The following is a 12,914-nucleotide window of genomic DNA, read 5'->3' as shown; positions in this document are numbered from 1 at the left end:
ACCCACAAGGGATTCAACTGAAATCAATACTGAATTTCAAAATTAAATTGGCGTGGTTTTTGAGCCAAATTTGTATAACATGATATTTCAACACTAATCCAAAATTCACATATTATGAAAAAAATAATCTTATTTTTTATAGCTTCCATATTTGTATTTACTGTTAATGCTCAAATAGGAACTGGTCATGGGGATTTCTTAACTCCTTTATTCGAAATACACAAGGGTATTAAAAACTCTAAAAACCCAAATGATATTCATAATAAAACAAAAGGATCTCCATATGAAAATGAAAAGTTTGAATTAGGAGAAATTGTACATACGAATTCTAAACAAAAAATTCAAAAATTATTTTTGCGATATAATGTATTTGATGATCAAATAGAAGTAAGTAAAACCTCAGAAGTTTCTGAATTACATGGTCTTCTTAAGAGTGAACATATATATGCTCGTATTAATAATAAAGAATATCATTATAAGAAGTACAAAGATTTAAACAACCAAACAAAGAAAGGGTATTTAGTCAAACTAAAAGGTAATGCCAAAATCAGTTTATACAAATTACTTGTAAAAAAATATACCAAAGCCAAAATTGCAAATACTTCATACCATAAAAATACTCCTGCAAAATTTACAGATCAACAGGCCTATTATATAGAAATAAACGAAAAATTATTCCCTGTTAGTTCAAGTAAAAAGAAAACGGCAAGTATCTTTCCTGAAAATCAAAAAGAAGTAAAAGATTTTATTAGTAAAGAAAATTTAAGTTTAAAGAAAGAAAAGGATTTGGCTAAATTAATAAGTTTCTATAGCACATTATAAAACCTTTTTTAAGTAATGTGTCCATAAAACACTTAATCATTTTTTCATTTTGAGTCATTCAATAAACGTCAAAAAAGTGTATTTCATAGATTTTTTAAACACATTAAACCATAGACGAACAACAAGTTAGTAATCTAAATCCTACAATTTTTACGGTTTTACCGTAAAAATTGTATGTGAATTATCTGTTAAAATTGCAATTTTATTCCTAATAATTTAATGCTTCATGTGTTTGAATTATGAAATTCGTAAAAATTTGATCAAAAAAGCTTAATATTTGTATTTAAAGTGTTATTTCTTTAAGTTTATCACACCTAAATCGAAAAACTATGAGAAGAATATTACTTTTTTTATGCTTAACAGCATCGTCGGCATTATTTGCTCAATTACCCCGAAATTTACTTACACCTACTACCAGAGTTTCTTTATATGATGAATATGATGGTAGTATTTATATGAAGAGTCGTTATAAAGAATCAAGTGTTATTGATGAAAAATCAGGAACTTTTGATGCTAAACTTAAGTATAACATTTATTCTGATGCTCTTGAATATAATTCACAATCTAAATTATACGAAGTGGTTAAAAGCCCAACTATTCATGCTCGAATTGATGGTGATTATTTCTATTACTGTGAATTCAAAAATCAACGAGGAAGCAATAGAGATGGCTACTATGTATTAGTAGAATTAACCGATAGGTATCGTATTTATAAAAAATTTACACTCAAGGTAAAAGATCCCGAAAAAACAGGTCCAATAATTAGTGGTCCTTCTGACCCAGGAACACTTAGAATGCTTACCTCCTATTATCTGGAAGAATCGGGTGTTATCATGGAATTACCTATGAACAAAAAAGAAATGCTTGCAGCATTTAATGATAAACAAAACGAGTTAAAAACGTATTTAAAAAAGGAAAAAATTCGTTTGAGAAAAGAAGAAGATTTAATTCGACTTGTTGCTAGATATAATGCTCTAAAAAGCTCTGACTCTAGCCCGTCACAAAGTCTTTTAAGTAATACGGATCGAGGTAACTAACATCTTCGAAATCTTTTTTCAAAAATTTAGGATAACTTAACATTGCCATCTCATTTGCAGATGGCAATTTGTTTTGTATAAATACAGCATTAACATCGCTACAAATAGCTGAAAATTTCTCAACACCATTACCTATAAAATATACTTTTTTCTCCTGCAAATACGCTTCAAAAGAGGTGTCAATAAGAATCTCTGCTTCTGTCTTTCTTATTTCTTCATAAGTATTAGTAAATACACCAGAATACACTTCCATTCTTCGAGCATCAAGCATAGGGATAATATAGCTGTCTTTTTCCTGTGATACCTGTAGTGCTAGCGAGTGAAGAGTAGGAACAGATAGTAATGGTATATCTAATGCATAGGACAAACCTTTTGCTGCAGACACCCCTATTCTTAATCCCGTATATGATCCAGGCCCCTTGCTAACTGAAACGGCAGAGAGGTCCTTTGGAGTCAATCCAGCTTCTTTGATAACTTTATCTATAAAATTATGCAATCGTTCTGCATGAGAATATGTACTATCATAATCCTCTATTAATCCAATCACCTCTTCGCCATTAGCTAAAGCTACAGAACAATTGGTTGTTGAAGTTTCTATACAAAGGATATAAGCCATTTATCAAAAATTTAGGCAAAGATAATCTAATTAGACAAAATTGTTTATCTAATTAGATGTGTCCTTTACTAAATATTATACTGAAGTTTTAACTGATAAATATTTTGATTAGTATCTAACTTTTGATGGTATTTTTATTTGGTAGATTTTTTCTCTTTCTCGGTAGTTACCTTATCTCCTGTTTTAAGTATTTTGGTAACTACATTATAAGGCCCTGTTATAACTTCATCTCCCTCTTTCAATCCGCTAGTTATTTCGATATTACTATCATCCTGGATACCCGTTTTTATCACTCTTAATTTTGCTGTTTCGCCATTCTTAACGAACACACATTCGAATTTTTTATTGGTATCTGATGAAATTTTATCCTTAGATGAAATTTCTTTTATAGCAGAAGTATCGTTTTTAATTACTATTGAGCTTATAGGAACTCCTATTACATCCTTTCTTTTATCGGTAATAACATCTACTGTAGCTGTCATACCCGGTCTAAACGGAGAATAGTTTTCGGGTTTACCTTCTGTTAAATCAGTATACGATTCTTCCAGAATTCGAACTTTCACTCTAAAATTAGTTACCTGATCTGCACTTACAGCATTTTCTGCAGAGTTAGCAATTTCTGTAACGATTCCTTTAAATTGTTTCTTTAGATAAGCATCTACTTCAACAATAGTAGAGTCTGCGATTGAAACTTTAACGATATCATTTTCATTCACATCTACTTCTACTTCCATATTACTAAGGTCAGCAACACGTACAATCTCTGTACCTGCCATTTGTTGAGTACCTACTACTCTTTCTCCAAGTTCTACAGACAACTTAGAAATTGTACCAGTCATCGGGGCATATATCGTAGTTCTGCTTAAATTATCTTTGGCTTCATTAACAGTCGCCTGAGCACTTCTTACATTATAATATGCCGATTGTTTAGCAGCTTCTGCTCCTTCATATGCCGAGATTGATCTATCCCAATCTGCTTTAGAAATCACTCCTTTATCAAACAATGCTTTATTACGATCATAGCTTAGTTTTGATTCCTTTAAACTAGCTTCAGCTTGTCTTAATCCTGCTCTTACATTTTCTAATGCCGCTTGAGATCTGTTTAATCCAGATTGAATAATATCTGGATTTATACGAACCAAAAGATCTCCTTTTTGAACTTGTTGACCTTCTTTGATTGGCAAGTCGATAATCTCTCCTGATACTTCTGAAGAAAGTTTAACCTCTACTTCGGGTTGTATTTTGCCAGTAGCTGAAACAGTTTCTACAATATCAATTTTCTCAATTTTGGTAACTGATACTTCTTTAAAGTTTCCGCTTTCGCCAAACCATCCTGCTTTTTTACCATAAACGAGTAGTATGATCACAACAGCAACTATACCTAAAATGAAGAGTAATTTTTTTTTATTCATGACGTACTTTAACGTTAATTCTATTCTATGAAAATACAATCTTTTTCTATATAGTAGCCAAAAAATCGAATGCTACTATTCTATAATTTTATATCAGCGATCTTTATTCCGAAATAAAGTTCTAGCACTTTTAATTTAAAAATATAATCAAATTTATTTTGTACTTCCTGGCTCTGTGCATTTTCTAACCTAAATTTTGATTGACTAAAATCAAATGCATTAGTTAGTCCTACATCATAACGATCTTTTGCATATTCATATGCTCTTTCCTGAGCCTTTACAGAAACCTGAGCAGCCTCATATGCCTCTGCAGCTCCTTTTGCATCAAGATATGCCTGGTATACGTTACTATCCAAATCCAATTCTGCCTGTTCTAATTGAAATTCTGTACGCTTTACATTAACCTTATTTCTTTTTACAGCATTCCTTGCAGAAAACCCATTGAAAATTGGTACTTGAAGAGATAATCCATAAGAAATCCCATCATTGGTATACAACTGATCAATATATGATGCAGCATTCTGTTCTACAAGAAGTAGATTAGGACTCTGAGTAATAACATTCTGCCCTGTTGCTTCTACAACACCAATACTCTGAGTTGATACAGGATTATTCTCATCCAAAATACGTGCAAAAGATTTAGCTCCTGATTCTCTTGTATTATAATTAAAAGAACCGTTTAATGTAGGATAGTATGCTCCTCTTGCAATTTCAAGGTCTTTTTCTGCTATAAGTTTATTCTGCTCGGCAATCTGTACTTCGTATCTTGATTCTCTGGCTTGAGCAATCACTTGATCAATAGGTTTATCTAACATCTCTGATCCGGGAACCAGATACTCTTGTTCTATAATATCAAAATCTTCGTAATTTTTAATTAGCAACCGTTGCGCTAATCCAATTAATGCAATCTGCACAGCATTTTCTGCCTGCACAATTCTAGTTAATTCATCTGCCGAAGTTGCTTCAATTTCGAGAAGATCACCCTGAGGCAACACTCCTGCTTCTACAAGATCTTTAGTACGTTGTAATTGTTCTAAGGTGATCTCGTGCTGTTTCTCTACTACTTTTAAAGATTCTTTGTTTAAAAGCACCTGTAAATAACTATTTGCAACAAATAACGCGATATCATCTTTAGATTTGCCAAGATTATATTGACTTAGTAGTTTATTAAGTTTAGCTCTTTGAAATCTTTTTATATTTCTTAAACCACCAAATATGGTTATTCCAGCACTTACATTATAATTAGAACTTCTAAATGTCTGTGTTTTATTTTCGTTTGTAATAGGATCTGTTGATAAACCAGAACTCCAAAAGTTAGAAGCAGATGCATTTAATGAAGGTAGAAAATTTCCTATAGCATCAATTCTATCAATTTCTGTTGCCTCTACATCTAATGCTGATTGCTTTATCGCAATATTATTTTCTAAAGCATATTCTACACATTCGCGTAATGTCCACTTCTTTTCTTGTGCCTGAGTTTCTAGCACTCCAAAAAACGTAATACATAAAATTAAAATTCTAACTCTCATAAGTTTAAAATCTATAGTGTTCTTTTGTGACGAGAACTTGCCTAAATCTTTTACTATTATTTTCATACTATGGTATAGGTATATATTTGATTGATGTTGTTACAGATTATTTAAAAAAATATTTTTAATTACCTAACTACTATCAAAAATACTATTTTAAAACATGCTGGTTTTAGCCTTTTTCATCTTCTTTTTTAATTGGCTCTGTTTTATTCCAAACTTTAATATCATCTTCTTCGGTTATTCCTGATAGGATTTCAACATTAATACCATCAGAAATACCAATCTCAACATCTTTTCTTTCAAACTTCTGATCTCCTGTTTGCACTTCTACATAAGGGTCTTCTGTTTCTTTATCAAATTGTAAAAGTGCTTCTTTTACAGCGAGAATATCATTCTTTGTTTCCAAAACAATTGAAGCATTTGCGCTATACCCTGCTCTTATAAAATATGACTTATCCAGAAAAACTTCACCTTCGATTTTAAACTGAACTGCTCCTTGTTCCTCATCTCCTTTTGGTGCAATGAATTTTAGTTTTGCATCAAATTCTTTATCTCGAATTGCTCCCAGACTAACTTTTAGAGGCATATCAATTTTTAACTTATTCACTTCTGCTTCATCTACTTTTCCTTCAAAAATCATTTTGTTCAAATCTGCAATTGTAGCAATTGTGGTTCCATCGTTAAAGTTATTACTTTCGATCACCTGATCTCCTTCTTTAACAGGAATCTCAAGGATTGTTCCTGATACAGTTGCACGTATATTAGTATTAGCTGTAGAAGAACCTCCTGCAGAACCCAATCGTATGATCTGAAGATCGCTCCGAGCATTTGAAAGGTCTTGTTTTGCCTGACTATACCTTAGATCTATATTGTTAAAATCCTGACTAGAGATTACTCCTTTATCAAAAAGTGCTTTATTTCTATCGTACTCTACCTTAGAGTTATTTAGAACAATTTGTGCATTTTTAACACGTCCTCTGGCACTGTTTAAGGATTGTTCATTAGGCACTACTTTTACTTTAGCTATTAAATCTCCGGTTTTTATTGCTGCTCCTTCTTCAACATAAATCTTTTCTATAATTCCAGAGATCTGGGGTTTGATTGCCACTTCATCCTCAGGAACTACTTTTCCTGTTGCTACTGTTTTTTCTTCAATAGAAGTTTTAAACGCTTTTTCTGTAGTAAATACAATCGGTGATTTGCTATTAGAATCTAGAAGGTACTTACCTGAAAAACCAAGTAAGGCCACGAAAATTACAACTAGTAAAATTTTAAAAAACTTTTTCATTTTGATTGATGATTATTCTGGTTATTTATTTTATTCTTCTCTTAATGCCTCTATTGGCTTTATGCTTACTGCTTTTTGCGCTGGAATAAGTCCTATTAGCGTTCCTAACAACACTATTGACAATAATGCTCCTGCTACCGCAAAGAAATCGACTGTAGGATTTAAAATGGGCACATTATCATTATTACCAATTGCAGTATTAATACCCCAAAGTAACAGTGTACCAAAAATAAAACCTAATAATCCTGCTATAAAAGTAAGCAATACAGACTCTAACATGATTTGCCCTCTTACTTCTGCTGGTGTCGCCCCCAATGCTCTACGCACTCCAATCTCTCTTGTACGCTCTTTAACTGTTATTAAAAGAACATTACCTATTGCAATTACTCCGGCAATAAGTGTAGCTATTCCTACTATATAAGTAATTAAACGCATGCCGGCCAGGAATCCATTAATTTTTGCCACTTCTTCGCCTAAATTAAAACTCCCAAAAGCCTGTGTATCATCTGGATGCACATTATGCATTCTCTTAAGCGTAGTTTTTATTGTAGCTTCTGTATTTACTATATTCTTATCTGGTTTGGCAGTAATCACCATCCAGGATATATTTTCACCTTGGTTAAAAATTGTTTGAAACGTTGTGAATGGCAGGAAAATAGAATCGTCTCCTTCAAATCCAGATTGAGTAGGTTTATACACTCCTATTACTTTGAAATAAATTCCATTTATTCTCACAAAATCCCCTACCGCTTCTTCATCTTTATCATAGAATTGCTTATAGATATCTTCACCAATAACACAGACTTTACGTTCATATTTTATATCTTCTTCATTAATAAATCTTCCACCATCAAATATTTTTTTCTTTGATACTTTGTCGATCGTTGGATAATCACCAAATACCTTAAATGCTCCCGACTTAGACCCTTTTACAAATTGCCCGGGTGGAGTTCCCCATTGACCAGTAACGTTACGAGGAGCGATATACTCAATATCATCAACCTGAGATTCTAATGTTTCTACATCATTTAATGTGAGTTGCATTCGTCTCCCTCTTTTAAAACCTTCGTTAGGTATACTGGTTTGTTGCCCCCAAACAAACATCGTGTTGGTTGCAAAATCATTAAACTGACTTCTAAAACTATTATCCAAGCCCTTAGCCATTCCCAAAAGAAACACAAATAAAAACACTCCCCAGGTTACCCCGATAACTGTGATTATGGTTCTTATTTTATTCTTACGAATAGCTCCATAAATTTCTTGCCAGGTATCTCTTTCAAATATAAATTTCATACCAATTCGATTTTTAGTTATTCATCTCTCAACGCAATTATAGGCTTTATTCTTGCTGCTCTTCTTGCTGGAATATATCCTGCTAAAAGACCAAAAAATATCAATATTATTGTTGCAATCATAATAATACCTGTGTCAACTTTAGGGTTAAGAATAAAGAACTCTTCCAGGTTATTACCTATAAGTTTTAATGCCAGAATCCCCAAAATTAATCCAAGATATCCTGCAACTGATGTTATCAGAACTGATTCTTGGAGTACCATAGCTATGATAGATTTTGGCGACGCTCCCAGTGCTTTTCTGATTCCTAATTCTTTGGTACGTTCTTTAACACTAAATGTCATGATATTACCGATACCAATAATCCCAGAGATTAGAGTACCTATACCCACAACAAATATGATCATATAAATACCTCCAAGAATAACCATGGTTTCTTTTATGTCTTCTGCAAAACTTCGCACCCTGATTGCGCTTTGATCGTCTGGTGCTACTTTAAATTTTTCTTTGAAATCTTCTTCAATTTTTTTAGAAAATGCAATAGCCTGCTCGGTACTCATAGCCATATTATAAGATAGGTTTATCTGGTTAATATGATCATTATTTCCATAGAGTAATTGAACAGTTTTATATGGCATATAGATTATTCGCTCTTCATTATCACCGCCACTATCTTGAAAAACTCCAATTATTTTATAGGCTATCCCATCTACATTTAGCATTTTACCTAAGGCCTTTTCATTTTTAAAAAGATCTTTCTCTACCAATCTACCAATAACAATGTTCTTGGTACGCTCATTAACATCTGATTCATTAAGATATCGTCCATTCATCATTATGGTTTTCTCAAGATATTGATGATCTGGGTGTACTGCTCTTATGCTATAGCTACCAGATTCTTTTTTATATTTTGCAGAACCATTTCTATATATTCTTGGGGTAGCAAACTCAACCTTGCCTATATAATTACTTTTTATAAATTCGAAATCTTCATTTTTAAACTGAATTCTTCTATTTTCCTGAAAGCCTTTATATGCTTTTGATGTGTTTCCTCCACGAATGAATATGATATTTTGAGCGTCATCGACAAAACTGCTTAAAAAACTATTGAGAAGACCATTACCCAGCCCTAATAGAATGGTAAAGATCAGGATTCCTAAAGCCACCGTAAACCCAGAAAGGAATGTACGTAGTTTATTTTTCCCTATGGCTTCAAATATTTCACCCCATCTATCTCTATCAAACATATTGAGATGCTCTAACTTGTTCTACTTCTTTATCTTCAACAATAACACCATCTTTAAGGTGTACTATACGTTTACACATATCAGCAATATCCGGCTCATGAGTCACTACTAATATTGTTTTACCTTCATCATTAATATTCTGAATGATATCCATTACTTCATAGGATGTCTTACTATCCAAAGCTCCTGTGGGCTCATCTGCCAATAACACTTTAGGATCTGCAGCTAATGCTCTGGCAATTGCTACACGTTGTTTTTGTCCTCCGGAAAGTTCACTTGGTAAGTGCGTTGCCCATTCTGCCAACCCTACTTTGCTAAGATAATCCATTGCTGTATCAATTCTTTCTTTTCGCTTTTTGCGTTGGTAGTACAATGGTAGAGCAACATTTTCTAAAGCTGTCTTGTAATTAATCAAATTAAAGGATTGAAAAACAAATCCTAAAAATTTGTTACGATACTGTGCTGCTTTAGTTTCGTTTAATCCTTTGATAGGAACCTCATCTAAAAAATAGCTTCCGCTATCGGCCTCATCTAACATTCCTAAGATATTTAACAATGTAGATTTTCCAGAACCCGAAGACCCCATTATAGCGACCAACTCGCCCTCTTTTACATTAAAATCTATTCCTTTGAGTACATGAAGCGAATTGCTTCCCATTTGGTAAGATTTATGTAAGTCTTTTATTTCAATCATAATACTGGATTAAGATTTGTAAGGCAAAATACCTTAGTAAAACTGAGACCACTAGCCTAAAAATACTATATAGTATTAGATCAATCTTACAGTTTTCCCCTGAAGACTTATTGATTGGTTAGTGTCGTCTTGTTACATAAGACTAACTAGATGGTATTTTTGTTACAGCTTTTCTTGTTATGAAAATGTTAAAAAATTAAGAACTCTTTAATTAAGGCTTCTTTGTAGTTGTCAATTTTCTTTTATTTCTATAAATAAAATACCCCACAACTCCTATTAAGATATATGGTACAACCATTAGATATACAATACCATTATTGATCCCTTTTGCTGTTTCCTGCCCTTCTTCGTTCTCCAAAACCGCTCTGCACATTGCACATTGTGCCTCTACCGGGGTGGTAAATATCAAAAAAAGAATTAGTATGTAAAAAACTTTTATTCGCATAAATATGTATTCAAACTAAACATAATATGGTGATATCATAAAATATACAATCACTCCTGTAACAGCTACATATAACCAAATCGGAAATGTAATTCTCGCAATTTTTTTATGCCTATCAAACTTTTTTGCCAATGCTCTTACATAAGCAATCAACACAAAAGGAATAACGACAACAGACAGGATTATATGAGTGATTAAAATAAAATAGTATATGTATCGTATCATCCCTTCTCCTCCAAATCGAGTAGAATCACTAGTCATATGATACGCGATATACATAAGTAAAAACAATACCGAGCATAAAATAGCTGTTTTCATGAGCTTCTCATGCAATGTAATATTCTTATTTTTTATTGCCCACAAAGCAGCTAGTAAAACCACAGCAGTTAAACCATTAATCGTAGCATATATTGGTGGTAAAAAAGTAAGAGGTTTCACATCAAATCCAAGTTTTCTCAGATTAACCCCAAATAATGCAGCTACTGCAAGAGGAATAAAAACCGATAAAACTACAATCCACTTATTGTATTTTTTTTCTACATCTGATTGGTTGTTGTTACTCATTCTTATTTAATAGTTTCTTTATATCTTCTAATAGAATAGTTATTTGCTCTTCTTCACCATTTTCATCTACTTTTTCCTTTACTCCAATTGTTCCTCTATAGTAAATAATTGGATTGCCTGCTGCATCGTACCTAGATCTTATATATCCTTCCTGATCAATTAAAGCAAAGTAGCCGTTATGTTCAAATCCACCCGGTACATCGGGATTCTCTGCTGCATAAATATTGAATCCAGCATTGGCCAACTCATAGATATCTTCTCTATCTCCTGTCAAAAAATGCCAGTCAGGATCTGTTACTTTATACTTCTCTGCATACTTCTTAAGTCTTTTTGGGGTATCAAACTTAGGATTGATCGTAAAAGAAGCTACTCCAAAGTTTTCATCGTCTTTTAATTTATTTTGCAGATACACCAAATTTTTATTCATCTTAGGACAAATAGTTGGGCAACTGGTAAAGAAAAATTCTGCTATATATACTTTACCCTTATAATCATGATTAGTAATTAGAATACTATCCTGATCTAAGAATGCAAACTCAGGAACTTTTTTTGGTGTTCCGTTAAGTTTTATATAACTAAGTTTTTCATTAGCAACAGGATTACTAGCACTCATCCTATCGTTTTTAACAATCGAAGTGCTTTTAATTCTATTTATAATCTTTGGTATAAAAATGATTCCAAAAATTAATATGATAAACGATATCCCGATGTATGAATTTTTTTTCATGGGTTTATTCTTTATTTCTCTTTACGATCTGCTTTATATTTTTTTAAAGCTAAACGATACTCTGCAAGAATCACTTTTACATCATCACTCATGACATTTGATAAATCCGCAACAGAACTTGCATCATAACCATATACTTTTGATTCGTTTTCTTTCAAATTACCGTCTCTCCCTCTTAGTCCTCCATTTTTGTCAATTATATACACATACTGCGTAGCGAAATTATCATCTAATTGATGTGGCACTTCTAAACTCTTAAACAAGGCTTTTATGCTTTCTGGGGTACCAAAAATAAAGTTCCACTCAGAAACATCGGTAATATCATCTAATTCATCCAACAGTTTCTTTGCAGCATTCTCGCTACCGTAAGGTAAAACCATCACAAATTGAAAGTCCCGAAATCCATAATTTTTTTTATAAATCTTTTGATTTAGGTTGAAGGCATTTCCCTGTTTGTTATGAATATCTTTACCCAAGAAACCCAGTACGGTAATCTTATCAGAAAAACTAACTTCTTTTTTGGATAAAGGCTCAAAATTTTTAAGATCCTCTATAGATTCATTAAGTACAGGGAGTTTAGCGAAATTATGTACTCCAGAAGCAAAAAATAAATAAGCCACAAGTGGTAATACAAATAAGATTCCTAAGACAAGAAATTTTTTCATTTGACAAGTATCAAATAGTTATAAAATCGATATCTAATACTGTTTATCATTTCAATTTACCAGAAAAGAAAATTCAAACAACAAATAGTATAAATTTTTGAAATAAGTTTAAAACAATTGTGCAAAAATAAAAAAAGACGGCTTAACAAACCGTCTTTTTACAATGCTTTTAACTTATATACCTAAAGGATTAAAAGTCCCAGCTTTTATGCCCTGCTTTAAAAACTTCATATACATAATCTCCTTCTGTAAGCAGGATAAATATTAAATAACAAATTAAGAAAATTCCTGTCCAAACTACTGCTCTTCTTAAGCCTTTAGTTTCACCCTCCATATGCATAAATGCCCAGGTGATATAATATGCTTTGTAAATTGTAAGAATAATAAAAATCCAATTTAATAGTTTCATACTAATTAAAGTGGTTTCTATTAAAAACGCAGGTTTTATAATCCCAAATATTACTTCTACTATTGTAACAACAGATAATAGAATAAATACTTTCCAGATTCTTCCTATATTCGATTCGTGATGTGCTGTATCGTGTGCCATGCTGTATAACTACTAAATTTTT

At 32.2% G+C, this 12,914-nt stretch carries 14 protein-coding genes; 2 read left to right on the top strand and 12 right to left on the bottom strand.

Translation table 11 applies throughout. From position 1 onward, the window contains the following. Positions 1 to 114: 114 nt before the first annotated feature. Entirely contained in the window at positions 115 to 822 is a 708-nt protein-coding gene (locus tag AAFU52_RS12505; RefSeq protein WP_438426589.1) for a hypothetical protein, read from the top strand. A 329-nt stretch (positions 823 to 1,151) separates the two neighbouring features. Next, positions 1,152 to 1,859: a hypothetical protein gene (locus AAFU52_RS12500; protein ID WP_438426588.1), complete on the top strand. Its 708-nt coding sequence runs from the start codon at positions 1,152 to 1,154 to the stop codon at positions 1,857 to 1,859. Here the strand turns inward: AAFU52_RS12500 and tsaB are convergent. The 12 genes from tsaB to AAFU52_RS12440 form a co-directional block, all read right to left on the bottom strand. Further along, positions 1,813 to 2,475, bottom strand: coding sequence for a tRNA (adenosine(37)-N6)-threonylcarbamoyltransferase complex dimerization subunit type 1 TsaB (tsaB, locus tag AAFU52_RS12495; protein WP_438426587.1), 663 nt, complete (start codon positions 2,473 to 2,475; stop codon positions 1,813 to 1,815). The genes AAFU52_RS12500 and tsaB overlap by 47 nt on opposite strands. A gap of 134 nt (positions 2,476 to 2,609) precedes the next feature. Next, positions 2,610 to 3,887, bottom strand: coding sequence for an efflux RND transporter periplasmic adaptor subunit (locus AAFU52_RS12490; RefSeq protein ID WP_438426586.1), 1,278 nt, complete (start codon positions 3,885 to 3,887; stop codon positions 2,610 to 2,612). A gap of 80 nt (positions 3,888 to 3,967) precedes the next feature. Next, entirely contained in the window at positions 3,968 to 5,482 is a 1,515-nt protein-coding gene (locus AAFU52_RS12485; RefSeq protein ID WP_438426585.1) for a TolC family protein, read from the bottom strand. Positions 5,483 to 5,588: 106 nt separating this feature from the next. Next, positions 5,589 to 6,707 carry an efflux RND transporter periplasmic adaptor subunit gene (locus AAFU52_RS12480; protein WP_438426584.1) on the bottom strand — a complete coding sequence of 373 codons (1,119 nt, stop codon included), beginning with the start codon at positions 6,705 to 6,707 and terminating at the stop codon, positions 5,589 to 5,591. 30 nt (positions 6,708 to 6,737) lie between these two features. After that, entirely contained in the window at positions 6,738 to 8,000 is a 1,263-nt protein-coding gene (locus AAFU52_RS12475; RefSeq protein WP_438426583.1) for an ABC transporter permease, read from the bottom strand. A 17-nt stretch (positions 8,001 to 8,017) separates the two neighbouring features. Next, positions 8,018 to 9,247, bottom strand: coding sequence for an ABC transporter permease (locus AAFU52_RS12470; RefSeq protein ID WP_438426582.1), 1,230 nt, complete (start codon positions 9,245 to 9,247; stop codon positions 8,018 to 8,020). Next, positions 9,240 to 9,941, bottom strand: coding sequence for an ABC transporter ATP-binding protein (locus AAFU52_RS12465; protein ID WP_024771596.1), 702 nt, complete (start codon positions 9,939 to 9,941; stop codon positions 9,240 to 9,242). Before AAFU52_RS12465 ends, AAFU52_RS12470 begins: the two co-directional genes overlap by 8 nt. A gap of 211 nt (positions 9,942 to 10,152) precedes the next feature. Further along, positions 10,153 to 10,386 (bottom strand): hypothetical protein, encoded by a 234-nt coding sequence (locus AAFU52_RS12460; RefSeq protein ID WP_438426581.1) that lies wholly within the window; start codon positions 10,384 to 10,386, stop codon positions 10,153 to 10,155. Between the two features lie 15 nt (positions 10,387 to 10,401). Next, entirely contained in the window at positions 10,402 to 10,950 is a 549-nt protein-coding gene (locus tag AAFU52_RS12455) for a DUF420 domain-containing protein (RefSeq protein WP_438426580.1), read from the bottom strand. Then, positions 10,943 to 11,677, bottom strand: a complete 735-nt coding sequence (locus tag AAFU52_RS12450) for an SCO family protein (RefSeq protein ID WP_438426579.1) — start codon at positions 11,675 to 11,677, stop codon at positions 10,943 to 10,945. The genes AAFU52_RS12455 and AAFU52_RS12450 overlap by 8 nt, the downstream gene beginning before the upstream one ends. An 11-nt stretch (positions 11,678 to 11,688) precedes the next feature. After that, positions 11,689 to 12,342 (bottom strand): hypothetical protein, encoded by a 654-nt coding sequence (locus AAFU52_RS12445; protein WP_438426578.1) that lies wholly within the window; start codon positions 12,340 to 12,342, stop codon positions 11,689 to 11,691. 190 nt (positions 12,343 to 12,532) lie between these two features. Beyond that, positions 12,533 to 12,892: a cytochrome C oxidase subunit IV family protein gene (locus tag AAFU52_RS12440; protein ID WP_438426577.1), complete on the bottom strand. Its 360-nt coding sequence runs from the start codon at positions 12,890 to 12,892 to the stop codon at positions 12,533 to 12,535. Positions 12,893 to 12,914: the final 22 nt, after the last annotated feature.

It is taken from the genome of Aquimarina macrocephali (assembly GCF_051627225.1).
GTDB lineage: Bacteria > Bacteroidota > Bacteroidia > Flavobacteriales > Flavobacteriaceae > Aquimarina > Aquimarina macrocephali.
Note: the sequence above shows the minus strand (reverse complement) of the source record. Positions and strands in the feature narration are given on the sequence as shown.

Excerpts from the sequence above, each read along its gene's own strand:
- AAFU52_RS12480 (WP_438426584.1), bottom strand. The coding sequence starts at position 6,707 with ATGAAAAAGTTTTTTAAAATTTTACTAGTTGTAATTTTCGTGGCCTTA.
- tsaB (WP_438426587.1), bottom strand. The coding sequence starts at position 2,475 with ATGGCTTATATCCTTTGTATAGAAACTTCAACAACCAATTGTTCTGTA.
- AAFU52_RS12460 (WP_438426581.1), bottom strand. The coding sequence starts at position 10,386 with ATGCGAATAAAAGTTTTTTACATACTAATTCTTTTTTTGATATTTACC.
- AAFU52_RS12450 (WP_438426579.1), bottom strand. The coding sequence starts at position 11,677 with ATGAAAAAAAATTCATACATCGGGATATCGTTTATCATATTAATTTTT.
- AAFU52_RS12500 (WP_438426588.1), top strand. The coding sequence starts at position 1,152 with ATGAGAAGAATATTACTTTTTTTATGCTTAACAGCATCGTCGGCATTA.
- AAFU52_RS12485 (WP_438426585.1), bottom strand. The coding sequence starts at position 5,482 with ATGAAAATAATAGTAAAAGATTTAGGCAAGTTCTCGTCACAAAAGAAC.
- AAFU52_RS12465 (WP_024771596.1), bottom strand. The coding sequence starts at position 9,941 with ATGATTGAAATAAAAGACTTACATAAATCTTACCAAATGGGAAGCAAT.
- AAFU52_RS12505 (WP_438426589.1), top strand. The coding sequence starts at position 115 with ATGAAAAAAATAATCTTATTTTTTATAGCTTCCATATTTGTATTTACT.
- AAFU52_RS12475 (WP_438426583.1), bottom strand. The coding sequence starts at position 8,000 with ATGAAATTTATATTTGAAAGAGATACCTGGCAAGAAATTTATGGAGCT.
- AAFU52_RS12470 (WP_438426582.1), bottom strand. The coding sequence starts at position 9,247 with ATGTTTGATAGAGATAGATGGGGTGAAATATTTGAAGCCATAGGGAAA.
- AAFU52_RS12490 (WP_438426586.1), bottom strand. The coding sequence starts at position 3,887 with ATGAATAAAAAAAAATTACTCTTCATTTTAGGTATAGTTGCTGTTGTG.
- AAFU52_RS12445 (WP_438426578.1), bottom strand. The coding sequence starts at position 12,342 with ATGAAAAAATTTCTTGTCTTAGGAATCTTATTTGTATTACCACTTGTG.
- AAFU52_RS12455 (WP_438426580.1), bottom strand. The coding sequence starts at position 10,950 with ATGAGTAACAACAACCAATCAGATGTAGAAAAAAAATACAATAAGTGG.
- AAFU52_RS12440 (WP_438426577.1), bottom strand. The coding sequence starts at position 12,892 with ATGGCACACGATACAGCACATCACGAATCGAATATAGGAAGAATCTGG.